At 46.1% G+C, this 19,377-nt stretch carries 19 protein-coding genes; all 19 read left to right on the forward strand.

Going from position 1 to position 19,377, the window contains the following annotated elements; translation table 11 throughout:
• Positions 1–229: 229 nt before the first annotated feature.
• The 19 genes from CSX02_RS03880 (at position 230) to CSX02_RS03975 (ending at position 19,362) form a co-directional block, all read left to right on the forward strand.
• The gene (locus CSX02_RS03880; RefSeq protein WP_051637958.1) at positions 230–484 is read left to right on the forward strand and encodes a hypothetical protein; all 255 of its coding nucleotides are present in this window, start codon (positions 230–232) and stop codon (positions 482–484) included.
• A 49-nt stretch (positions 485–533) separates the two neighbouring features.
• The gene (surE, locus tag CSX02_RS03885) at positions 534–1,280 is read left to right on the forward strand and encodes a 5'/3'-nucleotidase SurE (protein ID WP_242970412.1); all 747 of its coding nucleotides are present in this window, start codon (positions 534–536) and stop codon (positions 1,278–1,280) included.
• A 55-nt stretch (positions 1,281–1,335) separates the two neighbouring features.
• Entirely contained in the window at positions 1,336–1,845 is a 510-nt protein-coding gene (gene msrA, locus CSX02_RS03890) for a peptide-methionine (S)-S-oxide reductase MsrA (protein WP_099385709.1), read from the forward strand.
• 202 nt (positions 1,846–2,047) lie between these two features.
• On the forward strand, positions 2,048–3,556 hold the full coding sequence (gene glpK, locus CSX02_RS03895) for a glycerol kinase GlpK (protein ID WP_031544502.1): 1,509 nt from the start codon (positions 2,048–2,050) through the stop codon (positions 3,554–3,556).
• Positions 3,522–4,280: a ComF family protein gene (locus tag CSX02_RS03900; RefSeq protein WP_207653746.1), complete on the forward strand. Its 759-nt coding sequence runs from the start codon at positions 3,522–3,524 to the stop codon at positions 4,278–4,280. The genes glpK and CSX02_RS03900 overlap by 35 nt, the downstream gene beginning before the upstream one ends.
• Before the next feature lie 10 nt (positions 4,281–4,290).
• Positions 4,291–4,695: a flagellar protein gene (locus CSX02_RS03905; RefSeq protein WP_031544507.1), complete on the forward strand. Its 405-nt coding sequence runs from the start codon at positions 4,291–4,293 to the stop codon at positions 4,693–4,695.
• A gap of 239 nt (positions 4,696–4,934) precedes the next feature.
• A complete protein-coding gene (locus CSX02_RS03910; RefSeq protein ID WP_099385711.1) occupies positions 4,935–5,612 on the forward strand; it encodes a hypothetical protein in 678 nt (225 codons plus the stop codon).
• A 232-nt stretch (positions 5,613–5,844) separates the two neighbouring features.
• A complete protein-coding gene (gene ispE / locus CSX02_RS03920; protein WP_031544511.1) occupies positions 5,845–6,711 on the forward strand; it encodes a 4-(cytidine 5'-diphospho)-2-C-methyl-D-erythritol kinase in 867 nt (288 codons plus the stop codon).
• A 17-nt stretch (positions 6,712–6,728) separates the two neighbouring features.
• Positions 6,729–7,406 (forward strand): GntR family transcriptional regulator, encoded by a 678-nt coding sequence (locus CSX02_RS03925; RefSeq protein ID WP_099385713.1) that lies wholly within the window; start codon positions 6,729–6,731, stop codon positions 7,404–7,406.
• Positions 7,407–7,429: 23 nt separating this feature from the next.
• Positions 7,430–7,873: a DUF1934 domain-containing protein gene (locus CSX02_RS03930; protein ID WP_034219319.1), complete on the forward strand. Its 444-nt coding sequence runs from the start codon at positions 7,430–7,432 to the stop codon at positions 7,871–7,873.
• Positions 7,874–7,940: 67 nt separating this feature from the next.
• Positions 7,941–8,441: a hypothetical protein gene (locus CSX02_RS03935; RefSeq protein WP_099385714.1), complete on the forward strand. Its 501-nt coding sequence runs from the start codon at positions 7,941–7,943 to the stop codon at positions 8,439–8,441.
• Positions 8,442–8,508: 67 nt separating this feature from the next.
• A complete protein-coding gene (locus CSX02_RS03940; protein WP_099385715.1) occupies positions 8,509–9,672 on the forward strand; it encodes an FKBP-type peptidyl-prolyl cis-trans isomerase in 1,164 nt (387 codons plus the stop codon).
• Positions 9,673–9,690: 18 nt separating this feature from the next.
• Positions 9,691–11,082, forward strand: coding sequence for an asparagine--tRNA ligase (gene asnS / locus CSX02_RS03945; RefSeq protein WP_099385716.1), 1,392 nt, complete (start codon positions 9,691–9,693; stop codon positions 11,080–11,082).
• 80 nt (positions 11,083–11,162) lie between these two features.
• Complete coding sequence (scfA, locus tag CSX02_RS03950; protein ID WP_081826712.1) at positions 11,163–11,306, forward strand: six-cysteine ranthipeptide SCIFF; 144 nt, start codon at positions 11,163–11,165, stop codon at positions 11,304–11,306.
• 113 nt (positions 11,307–11,419) lie between these two features.
• On the forward strand, positions 11,420–12,880 hold the full coding sequence (scfB, locus tag CSX02_RS03955) for a thioether cross-link-forming SCIFF peptide maturase (RefSeq protein WP_099385717.1): 1,461 nt from the start codon (positions 11,420–11,422) through the stop codon (positions 12,878–12,880).
• 24 nt (positions 12,881–12,904) lie between these two features.
• Positions 12,905–15,166, forward strand: a complete 2,262-nt coding sequence (secD, locus tag CSX02_RS03960; RefSeq protein ID WP_099385718.1) for a protein translocase subunit SecD — start codon at positions 12,905–12,907, stop codon at positions 15,164–15,166.
• 102 nt (positions 15,167–15,268) lie between these two features.
• Positions 15,269–16,513 carry a serine hydroxymethyltransferase gene (gene glyA / locus CSX02_RS03965; protein WP_099385719.1) on the forward strand — a complete coding sequence of 415 codons (1,245 nt, stop codon included), beginning with the start codon at positions 15,269–15,271 and terminating at the stop codon, positions 16,511–16,513.
• Positions 16,514–16,551: 38 nt separating this feature from the next.
• Positions 16,552–17,838: a serine--tRNA ligase gene (gene serS, locus CSX02_RS03970; protein ID WP_099385720.1), complete on the forward strand. Its 1,287-nt coding sequence runs from the start codon at positions 16,552–16,554 to the stop codon at positions 17,836–17,838.
• A gap of 69 nt (positions 17,839–17,907) precedes the next feature.
• Entirely contained in the window at positions 17,908–19,362 is a 1,455-nt protein-coding gene (locus tag CSX02_RS03975; RefSeq protein WP_099385721.1) for a flippase, read from the forward strand.
• The last annotated feature ends 15 nt before the right edge of the window (positions 19,363–19,377 follow it).

The following is a 19,377-nucleotide window of genomic DNA, read 5'->3' on the forward strand; positions in this document are numbered from 1 at the left end:
GACGAAAAGACAGTTTGTCGAAGTGCAAAATCGGTGAAAGTACAACCTCTTGAAGCTTGTACGGCTTTGGAGAATCTAAGCTTCCGCGCCTATCGTGTGAGGCATGGCAGAGGGTGGTGGAGCTGGAGGCGGCGAGGAGAAGAACCGGGGCGTGGGAAGGGGCGCGAGGGGAGGCGGTGTGTTGACAAGAGGAGGGGGAGTGGGGATAATAGCTGTAGGAGGAAAAACTATGTCAAATTATGAGAAGATAGAAGATATGATCATTTCTGCAGGACGCACAGCGGTTTCTGCCACAAAGGAAATTGCCGGCGCTGCAAAAAACAAAATCGATGTAAAAACAAAAGAATATGATTTAAAGATGCTTTACGCAGAGCTTGGACGCGCATATTACAACGATCATAAGAACGATGAACCATACGATTATGATGTGATGCAGACCATCTTAAATGCAGAAGCAGAGCTTAAGAATCTAAAATCAGAATAAGATTTGCGTCAGCGTAGCTGAGATAAAATCAGAGGAAGGGTTTATTCTCTTGAAAAAAAGAAATATTTTAATCACAAATGATGACGGAATCACAAGTGATGGAATTGTACGCCTGGCGCAGGCTGCGACGAAATTCGGAGAAGTATGGGTAGTGGCACCGAAGCATCAGTGTAGCGCAATGTCCCATCGCATCACGTTGCACGAGCCTATGGATTTAGAAAAAGTGGATTTTCCGGTGGAGGGCGTGCACGCCTATGCAACAAGCGGAACACCTGCGGATTGTGTACGATTCGGCCTGCTGAACGTTGTGGAAGGGAAAGCGGATGTGGTATTTTCCGGCATCAATTACGGATACAATTGCGGTTCGGATGTGCAATATTCCGCAACCATCGGCGCAGCTTTAGAAGCTGCAACTGCAGGAACAGCCGCGGTGGCATTTTCGGAAGGCGCATCTGAATTCCATGAGGTTACAGACCAATATCTGGAAAATATGATTGCAGAAACACTCGAAGAAATCGAGACAGAATCCTTACAGTATAACGAAATCATCAATATCAATTTTCCATCCTGTCCTATTTCCGAATACAAAGGCATCCTTCGAAATCGTGTGATGGCAACGAATGCTTTTTATATTGACAGATACAAGATGGAACCAAACGGAAATGACAAATGGATCCTCACTGTTGATGCGACTTACCACGAGGATGCAGCAAAAGGCACAGACTTTAGAGCAGTTGTTGATGGGTATATTTCAGTCGGTCGAGTGCAAAACCTTCATACACCGCAAGGGAAATAGCCAAGCGTGATAAGTAAATAGATAAAAAAACAAATACGAGGAATTGGAAATAAAAATGGCAGAAAAACATGCATATTTTGCAGGCGGATGCTTTTGGTGCATCACACCTGTATTTAAAATTTATGGTGCGACGGAGGTCGTCAGCGGATATTCCGGCGGGGAAGAGGCTGATCCTAAGTATGAGGATGTAAAAGCACAGCGCACAGGACACCGCGAAACCATCGCAGTCACCTATGATAGCGAAAAGGTGGATTACGCAAAGCTGGTGGAAATCTATCTGGCGAATGTGGATCCATTTGATGAGGGCGGACAGTACATGGACCGGGGCTTTTCCTATACTTTGGCCATCTATTATCAAAACGAGGACGAAAAGGCCATTGCACAAAAGGCAATTGACGCGCTACATCATCCACAGGGAAAGAAGGCAGCAGTTGCGCTAGAGGCGTTTAAAAACTTCTATCCGGCGGAAGAATATCATCAGGACTATTATTTAAAGAATCCGGAGTCCTTCGAAAATGAAATCAGCGAGCGCAGACAGTGGGAACAAACCCATTCACAAAAATAGTGCATAATAATTTTTAAAAATTTTTGACGATTATGTAGAAAAATCTTTTCGAGGTTTTCTATATAATCGTCAAGTGCTATAATTGAATGCAGATAAGAAATTAAATAAAGGCGTGAGAAGAGAGTGGAGATGATGGAGATAGAAGCGCAAGCTTCTTTTGAAGTTATGCCCGCTTTTTTATTTTCTTACAGGGGAGGATTACATGGCAAAATATATTATGGCACTTGATGCCGGCACCACTTCAAACAGATGTATTCTGTTTGATCAGAATGGAACGATCTGTTCCATGGCACAGAAGGAATTCAAGCAGTATTTCCCGAATCCGGGCTGGGTAGAGCATGATGCAAACGAAATCTGGTCCACGCAATTCGGTGTGGCAATCGAGGCAATGAGCATGATTTCCGCAAAGGCTGAGGACATCGCGGCAATCGGTATTACGAATCAGCGTGAGACAGTCATCATGTGGAACAAAGAGACCGGAGAGCCGGTCTATCACGCAATTGTGTGGCAGTGCCGCCGCACATCGGATATTGCAGATGCATTGATGGCAAAAGGCCTGTCCGAGAGCATTCGTGCAAAGACCGGATTAAAGATTGATGCTTATTTCTCTGCGACCAAGATCAAATGGATTCTGGACAATGTTGAAGGCGCAAGAGCGCTCGCGGATGAAGGCAAGCTGCTCTTTGGAACCGTCGACACCTGGCTTATTTGGAAGCTGACAATGGGACAAGTACATGTGACAGACTACTCCAATGCAAGCCGTACGATGCTTTTCAATATCAATACCCTTGACTGGGATGATGAGATTCTCGATGAACTCAATATTCCGCGAAGCATTCTGCCGGAAGTAAAGCCGTCCAGCTATATCTACGGCCATACGGAAAAGACACTCTTCGGTGCCCCGATTCCGATTGCAGGAGCGGCAGGCGACCAGCAGGCTGCATTGTTTGGACAGACCTGTTTCAATGAGGGGGAAGCCAAGAATACTTACGGTACAGGCTGCTTCCTGCTGATGAACACAGGTGAGAAACCGGTATTTTCCGACAACGGTCTGGTTACGACCATTGCATGGGGGCTGGATGGAAAAGTCAATTATGCACTTGAAGGTTCTATCTTTGTGGCGGGAGCATCTATTCAGTGGCTACGTGATGGAATGCGTCTGATTGATTCTGCAGCAGATTCGGAATATATGGCGACCAAGGTCAAAGGCACACATGGATGTTACGTGGTTCCTGCATTTACAGGACTTGGTGCACCGCACTGGGATCAATATGCACGTGGAACCATCGTTGGAATCACCCGCGGCACCAACAAGAATCATATTATTCGTGCAACACTCGAATCCATTGCCCTTCAGGTCTGCGATGTCATTGATGCGATGAAAGCTGATGCGGGTATCGATATCAGAGCTCTGCGTGTGGACGGTGGCGCGAGTGCGAACAATTTCCTGATGCAATTCCAGGCAGATATGCTTAATGCACCGGTCAATCGTCCGGCCTGTGTGGAATCCACCGCACTTGGTGCGGCTTATCTTGCAGGACTTGCTGTCGGGGTCTGGGCCAACAAAGAAGAGGTGGTCAAGAACCAGCAGCTCGATCGTGTCTTTACACCAAATATGAGCGAGGAAGACCGAAAGGCGAAACGCAAAGGATGGAACAAAGCGGTCAAATATGCATATGGTTGGGCAAAAGATGAACCGGAAGATGAATGATTTGATTCAGTTCGGCGCGGATATTCTCTATCCGCGCCGTTGCTTTCTATGCGATGACATTCTCGAACCATGGGAAAAAGAATTGCATCCTGCGTGCAAAATGCGTCTGCAGCCGGTCGGAAGCGCATGCGCTGCCTGTGGCAGGCCTGTATCGCACGGGCAGGAACTGTGTCCGTCCTGTCGGCGCCGGAAACCGCCCTATGAACAGGGAAAGGCCATTTATCTTTATCAGGATGAGATTAAGGAGACTATGTATCGCTTCAAATATGCAAACAAGCGGGAGTATGCCCGCGCGTTTGCGGCAGAGGCCGTCCGACGCTATGGCGATTGGATAGACAAAAATGCAATCGACTGTATTATTCCCGTGCCGATGTATCGCAAAAAACAGAAAGCCAGAGGATACAACCAGGCGCAGGTGTTTGCAAAGGCACTGTCAAGAGCATTTGAGCGGAAATGCAATCGTCGTCTGCCGGTTCTGTCAAAAGGAATTTTGCGCATTGTTGACACGCCTGCATTAAAGACTTTAACAAAAGAAGAAAGATATAATAATTTAAAAAATGCTTTTCAGATAGAAATAAACATGGTAGAATGTGGGAAGATAGCACTAGTAGTTGATGATATTTTCACCACAGGTGCAACAGCCGACAGTCTGGCGCGTGCGCTGAAACAGGCTGGATTTGATAAAATCTTTTTCCTGAGCATCTGCATCGGGAAGGGAGCGTAGGAGGAATCACATGAACGTAACAAATTGTAGAGGTTGTGGCAGATTGTTTAATCAGTTGAGCAATGAGAAGCTTTGCCCGGCTTGCGTAAAGGAACTTGAGGACAAATTCCAGGAAGTAAAGGAATACCTCAATGAGCATCCAAACGCATCTATGAATGAAGTATCCAAGGAAAATGATGTCAGCACAAAGCAGATTAAGCAGTGGGTACGCGAAGAGCGTCTCGTATTTGCAGAAGGATCTCTTGATGGAATCGAGTGCGAGAAGTGCGGTAAGCTCATCAAGACCGGAAGATACTGCGACGAGTGTAAGGCAAATCTTACCAATACACTCATGAGCGCAATTGACAAGCCAAAGGTAGAAGCTCCAAAGAAGAAGGAGCGCACCAAAGAGCGTATGCGTTTCCTTGACAACTAAATCGCAATCCGATAGACCTATGTATTACATAGGTCTTTTTTCATCCTTAAAAAAACGGAAATTGTATGTCTGATGACGAAAAAACAGCCGAATTGTCAAAAAAGAGTGAAGAATTGTTAAGTTTTGATTGAAAAATTTTGCGCAAGGGTATAAAGTGAAGGTAAGGAAAGACCGATAAAAGGTATATAAGAGTAACTTTGTCACGGAAGACACTTTTTTAACCCAAGGAGGGCGCAGTTATGAATCTTAATTCGATTAATGCCTTTACGAGTTCGGTTGCTGCCGCAAGTGGAGCGAAGACAGAGCAGACATCGAAAGCGCAAAGCGAAAAGGAAAAACAGGTTGTAATCGGCAAATCCGATTTTTCTGTAGAAGCTGCCACCTATACGCCGTCAAAGGAAGGACTTGAAAAGCAGGATGCTCATATGGTTGACAAACCTGCAACAGACCGCAGTGCGATTGTACAGCAACTCCAGGCGGATGCAGAGGCACAGAAGAACAGCCTGATCAACATGGTGCGTGAAGCACTCGGCAAACAGTCCAGCACCTACAGCCTCTCAATCGGAGATGAGGATGGTATCTGGAAATTCCTTGCGAAGGGCGATTTTACCGTAACCGAAGCCGCAAAGAAGGAAGCACAGGAAGCAATTTCCGAGGACGGATACTGGGGCGTAGAGCAGACCGCACAAAGAATCTTTGATTTTGCACAGACATTGTCAGGTGGCAATGTAGAAAAGGCAGATACACTGCTGAACGCATTCAAAGAGGGCTTCTCACAGGCAACCAAAATCTGGGGAAGTGAGTTGCCGGATATCAGCCAGCGAACTTATGAAGCGGTTGAGAAAAAATTCGAAGAGTGGAAGAAATCCATGAACAGCACAGAAACAGATCCGACCATGGAGGCGGTACAGGCTTAGGCACAATGGTCGGAAATCAAACAGCAAAGTGTAAAGAAGAGATTGCAGAAACTGCGATCTCTTTTTTTGTGCGTGAAAACGGTGGAATTGTATCTGAAAAAATACAAAAAGGTTTACTATTCGGGCAGAATCTGATAAGATACACTTTGTATAAATTGTATACAAAGTGCAAACATGAAAAAATCTGTACAAATTAGTTGGTACTAACTATAATAGACAGGGGATATATAACATGGAACAGATATCACTAAAGGCGCTTGCAAAGATCAACCTTGGTCTGGATGTGTTGCGCAGGCGTGAGGATGGATACCATGAAGTATCTATGATTATGCAGACAATCGATCTGTATGATGATCTGACAATGGAAAAGACAGACGAGCCGGAGATTACCATTCGTACGAACTGGAATTTTGTGCCGGTGAATCAGGATAATCTGGTATATCGTGCGATTGCGATGTTGCGTGAGGAATTTCAAATCAAAGAAGGTGTGCGCGTGAGCCTGCAAAAAAGAATTCCGGTGGCAGCCGGTCTGGCAGGCGGTAGCAGTGACTGCGCAGCTGCATTGTATGGCATGAATCGTTTGTTTCAATTGCATTTGAGCAAAGAGGAACTGATGGAGCGCGGAGCGCGTCTTGGAGCGGATGTACCATATTGCATTTTGCGCGGTACGGCTCTGGCGGAAGGCATCGGGGAGAAACTGACGGTGCTTGATCCGATGGTGGAGTGCTCTGTTGTGATTGCAAAGCCACCTATTTCGGTATCCACCAAATGGGTATATGAGCATTTAAAACTGGATGCGGATATGAAGCATCCGGATATCAAAAAGCAGGTGGAGGACATTCGCCGCGGCGACCTCGAAGCCATCTGCGCAGATATGGGAAATGTCCTGCAGGATGTGACGATTCCGGAATATCCGGTCATCGGCACCATCAAAGACAAAATGATGGAATACGGAGCTGTCGGAAGCATGATGAGCGGAAGCGGACCGACCGTCTTTGGCATATTTACAAATGCGGGACAGGCGCGCAAGGCGAAAGCTGCCATCAAGGCGGCCGGACTTGCAAAGGCCGTATATGTAACAAAGATTTTTAACAACTGACAGAAACGGAGAACGAAATGACAGACGATTTGAAATTAAATATGGATGCCTATCTCCCGCTGCGGGATGTAGTCTTTCATACATTGAGGGAAGCAATTTTAAAAGAAGATCTCAAGCCGGGGGAGCGTTTGATGGAGCAGCAGCTCGCATTGAAACTCGGTGTCAGCCGAACCCCGATTCGCGAAGCAATCCGTATGCTTGAGCAGGAAGGTCTCGCGATTACGGTACCGCGCAAAGGCGCGGAAGTGGCGCATATGACCTTAAAAGACATGGAAGATGTCCTGCAGATCCGCGAAGCACTTGAGGACCTGGCGGTGCGCATCGCATGTCAGAAAATCAATGATGAGCAGATTCAAAAACTGCGAGACAGTGCGATTAAGTTCGAGAAGCTTGCCGCGAGCGGAGATGTGAAGCGGCTTGCGGAATGTGATGTGGAATTCCATGATGTGGTTTATGAAGCTGCCGACAATCCGAAACTGATGGCGCTGCTCAACAATTTGCGCGAGCAGCTCTACCGTTATCGTGTGGAATATCTCAAGAATCCGGAAGTCTATCCGGTACTGATCAAAGAGCATGAAGAAATCGTGCAGGCGCTTGCTGAGCATAATGTGGAGATGGCGACCGGATATATTCATGTCCATGTGGCCAACCAGGAAGTTGCGGTAAAAGAGATTATTGAGCGCCAGAATCAATAACAAAAGGAATAAGTGAGCAACAAATGACAAATGATATTTTATTAAAAATCAGTGGTCTTCAGATGGCGGGCAACGATTCCGACACGATCGAGACCATTTCTCCTGCGACCTATTACGAGCGCAACGGGAAGCATTATTTCCTTTATGACGAGGTGACGGAAGGGTTTGATGAGACCACCAAAAACCGCATCAAAATCAAGGAAGGATATATGGAATTGTTCAAAAACGGAGTCACTTCCGTACATATGGTTTTTGAGCAGGGCAAAAAGAATGCGACCTATTATTACACACCGTTCGGCAGTCTGCTGATCGGGATTGACGCAACGCGTGTGGCAGTCAAAGAGGAGGCAAACAGAATTACGGCAGAGATTGATTATGCACTTGAAATCAACAATGAATTTGTGGCGGACTGTCATATTGCAATTGAAGCGACGGATGACAAGAAAGTAGATTTGTCTAGGCCTTAATTTACATTGCATTTTGGAATATATTTTGATAGAATATTTTCTATCGTGAGTGAAGGAGGACATGGCCATGAAACCATGGATGATCATAATGCTCATCGTAATCATTGTTTTGATTGCTGTAGTAGTAGCATTATATTTCTGGGGAAAGAGATTAGAGAAGAGACAGGCAGAGCAAAAAGAACAGCTCGATGCAGCAGCACAGCAGGTAACCATGCTGATTATTGACAAAAAGAAACTGCGTCTGAAAGATGCGGGACTTCCGCCAATTGTGATGCAGAATGCCAACTGGGTGATGAAGCGTTCGAAGCTTCCAATCGTAAAAGCAAAGGTTGGTCCGAACATGATGTCTTTGATTGCCGACCAGGCAATTTATGATATGATTCCGGTGCGCAAGGAAGTAAAAGCAACTGTGAGCGGACTTTATATCACTGCGGTTAAGGGTGTCCGCGGTGCCATCGAGAAACCACAGGGCAAGAAAAGCTTCCGCCAGAAGCTCAGTGAGAAATACAAAAAGATGAGCGAGCAGGCTGCAGCGGAAAAGAAAACTTCAAGCAAAAAAAAGAAATAAATATATTGGGAATCGGCAAAAGGCGCGGCTAACCGGGCCTTTTTGTCATAAGTGAAAGGAAGTATTGATGATGAAAAAGAGATTCATTGCGACAGCATTGATCGCAACAATGGTGTTGTCCATGACTGCATGTGGCGGCAAGGACAGCGATACCGAGTCACAGGGCAAAGAAACCGCGCAGAAGCGCAGCGGACAGTATGAACTTGATACCGATAAGCTCGTGACCAAGCTGGCTGATTACAAGAAATTCGACATTCAGCTGACTCAGGATTATGCAGTGACCGATGAGAAAATCAATGCCAATCTTGACGCAATTCTGGCACAGGCCAGCGGCAATTATAAAGAGGTGACAGACCGCGATACCATCGAAAAGGGCGACTATGTGCTGGTTGACTATACCGGATATCTGGACGGAGAGGCCTTTGACAGAGGTGCCGCACAGAACCAGTATGTATATGTCAGCGATGACAATGGTTATATTCCGGGCTTTACGGACGGTCTCGTGGGCGCAAAGGTTGGCACCACCGTGACCAGCGATGTGACATTCCCGGATCCGTATACCAACAATCCGGATCTCGCCGGCAAGGAAACACAGTTTGAATTCGTAATCCATGGCATTTATACGATGGACAAGCTTACAAAAGATAATCTGACCGATGAAATTGTAGAAAAGAATTTCAAGGATGCTTACGGGGTTTCAACCGTAGATGAGTTAAAGGATTATGCCAAGAATTATACTCAGCAGTATATGGACTATCAGAAAAATTCCGAAGTGGTAACGCTGGTAAAGAAATACATGATCGATCATTCTACAGTGGAAGTACCGGAAGAATATCTCGAACTTCGTTTGAATGAATATATTGCACAGTTTGAAAAGAAAAATGTGACTTCAGACTACAAGGACCTCGATGATTATCTGACAAAGACTTATAATATGTCACTTGATCAGGCAAAAGAGGAATGGAAGAGCCTGATGACCGATACCATCAAGACCGAATTGATTTTCGAGAAGGTGGCTCATGAAGAAGGATTAAAGGTCGAGGACGAATCTTTACAGAAGTATATTGACAGTTCCGTACAGAATTACGGATTCAGCAGTGAAGAAGATTTGTACAATTCCTTCGGAAACGGCAATACCGACGAAGGAAGAGTATATATTGAGCGTTTATATCTGATCAATACCGCGATTGATCTGGTTGTAAAGAACGCAAATATCAAAGAACAGGCTTAAGCCGAGAGAGGAGAGACTATGGAATTAACAGACATTCGCGAAATATTCCGCAACAGAGACCAGTATGCAAACAAGACAATCACCATCGGAGGATGGGTGAGAAGTAATCGTAATTCAAAGAATTTCGGATTTATCGTAGTCAATGACGGTACCTTCTTTGAGCCGATTCAGGTGGTTTATGCAGACGGAATTGACAATTATGAAGAGGTTTCCAAGGTGAATGTCGGTGCTGCTCTGATCGTCACGGGTGAGCTTGTTCCGACTCCGGAGGCAAAGCAACCGTTTGAGATTCAGGCAAAGGAAGTCATCATCGAAGGCGCTTCCACACCGGATTATCCACTTCAGAAGAAACGTCATACTTTTGAATATTTGAGAACCATTTCGCACCTGCGTCCGAGAACCAACACCTTCGAGGCCGTATTCCGCGTTCGTTCTCTTTGTGCCTATGCGATTCACAAATTCTTTCAGGAGAGAGATTTCGTGTATGTACATACTCCACTCATCACCAGCTCTGATGCTGAGGGAGCAGGAGAAATGTTCCAGGTTACCACATTGGATCTCAACAATGTGCCAAAGACCGAGGACGGAAAAGTAGACTTCGCACAGGATTTCTTCAACAAACCAACCAACCTGACCGTATCCGGACAGTTGAACGGTGAGACCTATGCGATGGCATTCAAAAACATTTATACATTCGGACCTACTTTCCGTGCAGAGAACTCCAATACTACCAGACATGCTGCTGAGTTCTGGATGATCGAGCCGGAAATCGCATTTGCTGACCTTGAGGATGATATGATGCTTGCTGAGAGCATGCTCAAATATATCATCACTTATGTACTTGAGAATGCACCGGAAGAGATGGCATTCTTCAACAACTTCGTAGACAAGGGACTGCTTGACAGACTGCATAATGTCGTAGAGAACGACTTCGCACGCGTGACCTACACCGAGGCCATCGATATTCTGTCCAAGAACAATGACAAATTTGATTACAAGGTATCATGGGGATGCGACCTGCAGACCGAGCATGAACGTTATCTGACAGAGGAAGTATACAAGCGTCCGGTATTTGTAACCGACTATCCGAAGGACATCAAGGCCTTCTACATGAAGCTCAATGAGGACGGCAAGACCGTTGCAGCAGTTGACTGTCTCGTACCGGGAATCGGCGAAATCATCGGTGGATCCCAGCGTGAGGATGACTACGAGAAACTGTCTGCCCGCATGAAAGAACTCGGACTGAACGAAGAGGATTATGGATTCTATCTGGACCTGCGCAAATACGGTTCAGCAAGACATGCCGGATTCGGTCTCGGCTTCGAGCGCTGCGTGATGTATCTGACCGGAATGGGCAACATTCGTGATGTCATTCCGTTCCCAAGAACAGTCAACAATTGTGAGCTATAAACCTTGATATATTTGGGGTTTCATGCTATAATCGAAACAATATTGGGTCCGGTGGATCCGGAAAGAAAAAGGAGAAAAAAATGAAGCACATTAAGACTTTGAATACAAAGAAATTACAGAATACCGTTCAGAAGGGTGGATGCGGTGAGTGCCAGACATCCTGCCAGTCTGCATGCAAGACTTCTTGCACAGTTGGAAACCAGACTTGTGAACACAGCAAATAAAACAACTGAAAAGCTCAAATAGCCAAGACGACCGCGCGCTTCGCGAACGGTCGTTTTGTCGCGCATATGAATATCACATATGTATATCATGATAGAGAGAGAGGAATATTGTAGTGATTCATCAGTATCAGAATAATGGCTATAATATTGTCCTGGATGTAAACAGTGGAGCAATCCATGTGGTGGATGAGCCGACTTATTCGCTGATCGCCGAAATGGATGCATATCTGACTTCACACGAAGACGAGATCATCGCAGCCGCAAAGCAGGCCGCAGAATCCGCAGGTCTTGTGGAGTCGGGCACAGCAGCAAGCAACGCAGCTGCTGCAAAGACAATTGAATTATTGAAATCCGCATCCTTTGTCCGTGAGGCAGAGGGTGAGACCAAAGAAGCAATCGAGGAAATCTGTTCGCTGATTTCGGATTTGGCATTGTTTAGCGTAGATATCTACGAGAACCGCATCGTGGATTACAAGAGTCGCAATACCGTTGTCAAGGCACTTTGCCTGCACATCGCACACGACTGTAATCTTGCATGCAAATACTGTTTCGCAGAGGAAGGCGAATATCATGGACGCCGTGCAATCATGGATTATGAGACCGGCCGTCAGGCATTGGATTTCCTCATTGCCAACTCCGGCAACCGCAAGAATCTGGAAGTAGATTTCTTCGGTGGTGAGCCGCTTTTGAATTTTGAGGTGGTTAAGCAGCTGGTTGCCTATGGACGCGAGCAGGAAAAGAAATATGACAAGCATTTCCGTTTTACGCTTACGACAAACGGTGTGCTGTTAAATGATGAGGTCAAGGAATTTGCCAATCGCGAGTGCGACAATGTCGTTCTTTCCATCGATGGCAGAAAGGAAGTCCATGACCGCATGCGCCCGTTCAGAAAGGGAGCAGGAAGCTACGACCTGATTGTTCCGAAATTTCAGGATCTGGCGGAGAGCCGCAATCAGGAGCGCTATTATGTGCGCGGAACCTATACACATTTCAATACCGATTTTTCCGAAGATGTCCTTCATTTGGCAGATCTGGGATTCAAGCAGATTTCCGTTGAGCCGGTGGTGGCACAGGAGACGGACGATTACGCACTCCGTGAAGAGGATCTGCCAAAGCTGTTTGCCGAATATGACAAACTTGCGGCAGAGATGGTGGAGCGCAAAAAGCAGGGGAAGGATTTTAACTTCTTCCACTTCATGATTGATCTCGAGGGAGGCCCTTGCGTTTACAAGCGCCTGTCCGGATGCGGTTCCGGTACGGAATATCTGGCGGTAACGCCATGGGGTGATTTGTATCCATGCCATCAGTTCGTCGGCAACGAGAAGTTTTTGATGGGAAATGTCCGCGACGGTGTGACCAATACAGAGTTGCGTGACGAATTCAAGGGATGCAATGTATATGCAAAAGAAAAATGCAAAAAGTGCTTTGCACGATTCTATTGCAGCGGCGGATGTGCCGCAAATTCATATAACTTCCACGGAAGCATCACAGATGCTTACGATCTTGGATGTGAGTTGCAAAAGAAGCGTATCGAATGCGCGATTATGATAAAAGCAGCTGAAGCAGAAGCGTAAATGTAAGAAAGGATTTTACAAAAAATGAAAAAGAGCAGAAGTGCCGTAATCCTCGCGGTTGTACTTGTGTGCCTTGCCCTTGTAGGGTTCTTTGCATACAATGTCATTCGCGATACAGGAAAGGATGGCAAAAATTCCATTTCGTTAGGCCTTGATTTGTCAGGTGGTGTATCCATTACCTATCAGATCGTGACCGAAGATTATTCACAGACAGATGTTGAGGATACAAAAGCAAAGCTCGAAGAGCGTGCATCCTCATATACCACTGAGTATTCGGTATACCAGTCCGGAGAAGGACGTATCACTGTCGAGATTCCGGGTGCGGACGATCCGTATGAAGTACTCGAAGAGTTAGGAAAGCCTGGTTCTTTGTATTTCATTTCCCAGACCGACTCAGAGGGCAATACCAACTTCACCAGAAATGCACAGGGACAGACAGTTTTGTCTGACGGTGTGACCATCGACAAGCTGACAGAAAACGGATCTGTTGTATTGGACGGTAAGGCTGTTGTCGATGCAAAAGCAGGATATGACAGCGGAGACAGCGGAAAGGCAAAGGCAATTGTACAGTTGACTCTGACCGATGAAGCTGCAGATACCTGGTATGAAGTCACCAAGGAAGCATATGAAAAGAACGAAGCAATCGGTATTTACTATGATGATCATTTCATCAGCGCACCGACCGTAAGCCAGAAGGGCGGAATCAGCGGCGGTACCTGTCAGATTACCGGTATGGAATCCTATGAAGCAGCAGAGAACCTTGCAACCTTCATTCGTGTTGGTGCAATTACACTCGAGCTCGAGGAGCTTGAGTCATCCGTAGTAGGTGCACAGCTTGGTAGCGCAGCACTTTCTACTTCTCTGAAAGCGGCAATCATCGGTATCATCCTGATTATGCTCTTTATGATTGTGATGTATGGCATCTCCGGTGTGGCAGCATCTGTTGCTCTGGCTTGCTATGTTGCAATCGTTGTATCATTGATTCAGGCATTTGAAATCACATTAACGCTGCCTGGTATCGCAGGTATCATCCTCGGTATCGGTATGGCGGTCGATGCGAATGTCATCACCTTTGCCCGTATTCGCGAAGAAATCGCAAACGGTAAGAGTGTGAAGGTTGCAATCAAGGAAGGTTACAACAAGGCCTTCTCCGCAATCCTCGACGGAAATGTTACCACCTTTATCGCAGCACTTGTATTGATGCTGCTCGGCAGTGGTACTGTCAAAGGTTTCGCATACACCCTTATGATTTCTATCCTTGCATCCATGTTTACCGCACTTGTTGTGGCAAGATGGGTAATGTACAGTCTGTACACACTCGGCTGCAAGAACGAAAAATTATATGGTCGTGCAAAAGAGAGAAAGACACTCAACTTCATCAAGCATCGCTTTGTATACTTTGGAATTTCCATCGCAGTGATTGTTGCCGGCTTCGTCGGAATGGCAGCATATTCTGCAAACCATAAGGGCATTTTGAACTTTGGTCTTGAGTTTGTCGGCGGTACTTCTACTACTGTAGATATGGGCGAAGAATATACCGTAGAAGAACTCGAAGATAAGGTTGTTCCTTCTATCCGTGAAATCACAGGTGATGCAAATGTACAGGCCAACACCGTAGACAACGGTACCAAGGTTGTATTTAAGACCCGTACATTGACTTCTGACGAGAGTCAGGAAATGGGCAAGATGCTCGTTGACAAATTCAAGGCAGATGAGTCATCAATCGAGAGCCAGAGTATTTCTTCCACCATTTCAAACGAAATGCGTAAGGATGCAATCCTCGCGGTTGTAGTGGCATGTATCTTCATGCTTCTTTACATCTGGTTCCGTTTCAAGGATCTGCGTTTCGCAAGCAGTGCAATCATCGCACTGGTACACGATGTACTTGTAGTATTGACTGCATATGCATTGATCCGTATTTCTGTCGGCAATACTTTTATTGCATGTATGCTGACCATTGTCGGATACTCAATCAATGATACCATTGTCATCTTTGACCGTATTCGTGAAAATATGAAGGGACGCAGCCGCATTACCCGCGGTGAACTTGCTGAGGTCGCAAACAAGTCCCTGACACAGACTCTGTCAAGAACCATCAATACCTCAATTACCACCATCATCATGATTTTACTTCTGTATATCATGGGTGTATCAAGCATTCGCGAATTTGCACTTCCGTTGCTGGTAGGTATGGTTTGCGGTTCTTACTCATCAATCTTTATTGCAACCGAGCTGTGGTACATCATGAAGTGCCGCCTCGGAAAGAACCGAATCAAAGAGTCTTAAGAGAACACAGATTGTTGCGAAGGCTATCCGCGAATTTCGTGGATAGCTTATCGTGCATATAAGTAACAAGTATTTTTTTATCAAGAACCAGGAGGAGAAACCATGTACACTTATGATGATATCAAAGCTGTCGATCCGGAAATCGCAGCTGCTATCACCGATGAATTCAACCGTCAGAACTCGCACATTGAATTGATTGCTTCCGAGAACTGGGTAAGCCCGGCAGTGATGTCTGCAATGGGAAGTATTCTTACCAACAAGTATGCGGAAGGCTATCCGGCACATCGTTATTATGGCGGATGCGAACATGTCGATGTGATTGAAGACCTTGCAAGAGAACGCGCAAAGAAACTGTTCGGTTGCGAATATGTAAATGTACAGCCTCATTCCGGAGCGCAGGCCAATATGGCAGTACAGTTTGCCGTATTGAAGCCGGGCGATACCGTAATGGGCATGAACTTAGACCACGGCGGACATTTGACACACGGCTCGCCGGTGAACTTCTCCGGTACCTATTTCAATATCGTGCCTTACGGAGTCAATGATGAAGGTTTCATCGATTATGATGAAGTAGAGCGCATCGCACTCGAATGCAAGCCAAAGATGATTATCGCAGGTGCATCCGCATATGCAAGAATCATCGATTTCAAGCGCTTCCGTGAGATTGCGGACAAGGTAGATGCACTGCTTTGGGTGGATATGGCACATATCGCAGGACTCGTGGCTGCAGGATTGCACCCAAGTCCAATCCCATATGCACATATCGTGACCACAACCACACACAAGACTCTGCGCGGACCAAGAGGCGGTATGATCCTCGCTTCTCAGGAAATCGCAGACCAGTACAAACTCAACAAGGCAATTTTCCCAGGCATACAGGGAGGACCGCTGATGCATGTGGTAGCTGCAAAAGCCATCTGCTTTGAAGAGGCATTAAAGCCGGAATTCAAAGAATATCAGCAGCAGATTATCAAGAATGCACAGGCACTCGCAAACGGATTGATGAAGCGTGGCGTCAAGATTGTATCCGGAGGTACAGACAACCACCTGATGTTAATCGACCTGACACCACAGAATCTGACCGGTAAGGAAGTTGAAAAGCTCCTTGATGAGTCACATATTACAGCAAACAAAAATACCATTCCGAATGACCCGCAGAAGCCGTTCGTGACCAGCGGTATCCGCCTCGGTACACCGGCAGCAACCACAAGAGGTCTCAAGGAAGACGACTTCGATCAGGTTGCGGAAGCAATCGCAATGCTGATCAATCAGGGCGAAAGCGCAGTTCCTCAGGCAAGAGCCATCATCAAGGAACTGACCGACAAATATCCGCTTCGCTTTGAATAAAATAATAAGAATAAAAAGGATAAGAGGTTGAACAAATTATGATCGACATTAAATTTCTAAGAGAAAATCCGGATGTAGTAAAAGAAAACATCAAGAAAAAATTCCAGGAGCATAAGCTTGGTCTCGTAGACGAAGTCATCGAGCTCGACAAGAAAGCACGTGCTGCACAGCAGGAGGCAGACGACCTTCGTGCCAAGAAAAATACCGTTTCCAAGGAAATCGGAAAGCTCATGGGACAGGGAAAGAAGGATGAGGCAGAAGCCGTAAAGAAAGAAGTGGCTGAGATTTCAAACCGTCTGAAAGAGTTGGAGCCGATGGAGGCTGAACTCTCCGAGAAGGTAACCGAAATCATGATGAAGATTCCAAACATCATCGATCCATCCGTACCGATTGGTCCGGACGACAGCTGCAATGTCGAGATTGAAAAATTCGGTGAGCCGGTTGTGCCGGACTTTGAGATTCCATATCATACCGAGATTATGGAAAAATTCAACGGAATCGATCTGGACGCAGCCGGAAAAGTAGCAGGAAACGGATTCTATTATCTGATGGGTGACATCGCAAGATTGCATTCCGCAGTCATTTCTTATGCAAGAGATTTCATGATTGACAGAGGATTCACCTATTGCATTCCACCTTATATGATTCGTTCCAACGTCGTGACCGGCGTTATGAGCTTTGAAGAGATGGATGCCATGATGTACAAGATTGAGGGCGAAGACCTTTATCTGATCGGTACTTCCGAGCATTCCATGATCGGTAAGTTCATCGATACCATCAATGACGAAGAGAAGCTTCCGTACACACTGACCAGCTATTCTCCATGCTTCCGCAAGGAGAAGGGCGCACACGGCATCGAAGAGCGTGGTGTATATCGTATTCACCAGTTCGAAAAGCAGGAAATGATCGTTGTATGTAAGCCGGAAGAATCCAAGAAATATTATGACATCCTTTGGAAGAACACCGTAGATTTGTTCCGCAGCCTGGATATCCCTGTGCGCACACTTGAGTGTTGTTCCGGTGATCTCGCAGATTTGAAAGTAAAATCCTGTGATGTCGAAGCATGGTCTCCGCGCCAGCAGAAATACTTTGAGGTTGGAAGCTGTTCAAACCTTGGCGATGCACAGGCACGCCGCCTCAAAATCCGCGTAAAGGGTGCAGACGGAAATAAATATTTCGCACACACCTTGAATAATACCGTAGTTGCTCCTCCTCGTATGCTGATTGCATTCCTCGAGAACAACTTAAATGCAGACGGAAGTGTCAATATTCCGGTTGCATTGCAGCCATATATGGGTGGCAAAACCAAGCTTGAAGTGAAATAGTTTGAGCGAAAACGGGAAATACGGGTGGTACGCTTTGCGTACCACCTTGTTGGTTTAGGGGATTGAAAATTGCAAAAGACTACGAACTTAAAACGTAATTATATATACAATGTCAGCTACCAGATTCTGGCAGTATTGACGCCACTGATTACGACACCATATCTGTCCCGCGTCCTGGGTGCAGAACGGATCGGAGACTACAGCTATACGCAGTCTGTTGTGGCCATCTTTGCACTGTTTGCGGCACTTGGTACCTTGATCTACGGCAATCGGGAAATCTCGTATGTGCAAAACGATCGCAAGGCATATTCACAGACATTCTGGGAAATCGAATTCTTAAGTGTATTCAGCGTGATTGCAGTCCTGGTTGTATACGGAATCTTTACGGCATTTCAAACGCGTTATTTCATGCTGTATTTGATTCAGGCCATCACCTTTGTGTCGGCGGCAAGCAATATCGTATGGTTCTTTCAGGGACTCGAGGAAATCCGAAGAGTCGTCATCCGCAATATTATTTTCAGGATATTAAATGTAGCTTTTACATTGATATTTGTGCGCAAACCATCCGACCTTTATCTATATGTACTTGGTATGGTCGGTATCGAATGCCTCGGCAACTGGTCTATCTGGGTTTATCTGCCGAAGTATGTCGATCGGCCGGACTGGAAAAATCTGCATCCCCTGCGTCATCTGCCGGGCACATTGCTTTTGTTTGTCCCGACAATTGCGACCAGTATCTATACGATTTTTGATAAGACAATGATTGGACTGTTTACTGATACGAAAGCAGAAAACGGTTATTATGAGCAGTCGATGAAATTGTCCAAAACGGCACTGACACTCGTGACCGCACTTGAGGCCGTCATGATTCCGCGCGTCGGTGCGCTCTATGCAAACCACAAAGAGGAAGAGATGAAAGAACTGCTCTACCGCGTGTATCGGTTTGTATGGCTCCTCAGCCTGCCGCTGGCCTTTGGCCTCTTCGGTGTGGCAGACCACTTTGTTCCGGTCTTTTACGGTCCGGGATATGACAAAGTGGCAATCCTGTTAAAGATATTATGTTTCCTGATTCCATTGATCGGACTGAGCAATGTGACGGGAATTCAGTATTTCATGACCACCAAGCGGGAATGGTATGTGACGCGTACGGTCTGCATCGGTGCTGTTGTGAATCTGTTGTTAAACTTGGCTTTAATTCCATATGCGTTTTCGCTCGGGGCTGCAATTGCATCCGTGATTGCGGAATGTGTGATTACATCTGCACAGCTTTATCTCGCACGCAAAGAACTTTCGGTGAAGCGGATTCTGACATGTGGATGGAAATATATCATTGCCGCCTGTGTGATGTTTGCAGTGCTTTTGGCAGAAGGCAGCTTTCTTGCTCCGGGAGCGTTCGGCTCCACAATTTTGATTGCAACCGGAGTGGTCGTATACGGTCTGATGCTGTTGCTTCTGCGCGACGAGCTTTTGCTTGGCGGCATCCGAAGCATTCGCGGTATCTGTGCGCGTATGGTTTCTCGATAAACTGTTTTATTGGAA

The organism is Agathobacter ruminis (assembly GCF_002735305.1).
In the GTDB taxonomy this organism is placed as follows: Bacteria; Bacillota; Clostridia; order Lachnospirales; family Lachnospiraceae; genus Roseburia; species Roseburia ruminis.

Bases quoted from the DNA above. Each gene is read 5' to 3' on its own strand.
- CSX02_RS03880 (WP_051637958.1), top strand. From the start codon at position 230: ATGTCAAATTATGAGAAGATAGAAGATATGATCATTTCTGCAGGACGC.
- msrA (WP_099385709.1), top strand. From the start codon at position 1,336: ATGGCAGAAAAACATGCATATTTTGCAGGCGGATGCTTTTGGTGCATC.
- glpK (WP_031544502.1), top strand. From the start codon at position 2,048: ATGGCAAAATATATTATGGCACTTGATGCCGGCACCACTTCAAACAGA.
- CSX02_RS03900 (WP_207653746.1), top strand. From the start codon at position 3,522: ATGGTTGGGCAAAAGATGAACCGGAAGATGAATGATTTGATTCAGTTC.
- CSX02_RS03905 (WP_031544507.1), top strand. From the start codon at position 4,291: ATGAACGTAACAAATTGTAGAGGTTGTGGCAGATTGTTTAATCAGTTG.
- CSX02_RS03910 (WP_099385711.1), top strand. From the start codon at position 4,935: ATGAATCTTAATTCGATTAATGCCTTTACGAGTTCGGTTGCTGCCGCA.
- ispE (WP_031544511.1), top strand. From the start codon at position 5,845: ATGGAACAGATATCACTAAAGGCGCTTGCAAAGATCAACCTTGGTCTG.
- CSX02_RS03925 (WP_099385713.1), top strand. From the start codon at position 6,729: ATGACAGACGATTTGAAATTAAATATGGATGCCTATCTCCCGCTGCGG.
- CSX02_RS03930 (WP_034219319.1), top strand. From the start codon at position 7,430: ATGACAAATGATATTTTATTAAAAATCAGTGGTCTTCAGATGGCGGGC.
- CSX02_RS03935 (WP_099385714.1), top strand. From the start codon at position 7,941: ATGAAACCATGGATGATCATAATGCTCATCGTAATCATTGTTTTGATT.
- CSX02_RS03940 (WP_099385715.1), top strand. From the start codon at position 8,509: ATGATGAAAAAGAGATTCATTGCGACAGCATTGATCGCAACAATGGTG.
- asnS (WP_099385716.1), top strand. From the start codon at position 9,691: ATGGAATTAACAGACATTCGCGAAATATTCCGCAACAGAGACCAGTAT.
- scfA (WP_081826712.1), top strand. From the start codon at position 11,163: ATGAAGCACATTAAGACTTTGAATACAAAGAAATTACAGAATACCGTT.
- secD (WP_099385718.1), top strand. From the start codon at position 12,905: ATGAAAAAGAGCAGAAGTGCCGTAATCCTCGCGGTTGTACTTGTGTGC.
- glyA (WP_099385719.1), top strand. From the start codon at position 15,269: ATGTACACTTATGATGATATCAAAGCTGTCGATCCGGAAATCGCAGCT.
- serS (WP_099385720.1), top strand. From the start codon at position 16,552: ATGATCGACATTAAATTTCTAAGAGAAAATCCGGATGTAGTAAAAGAA.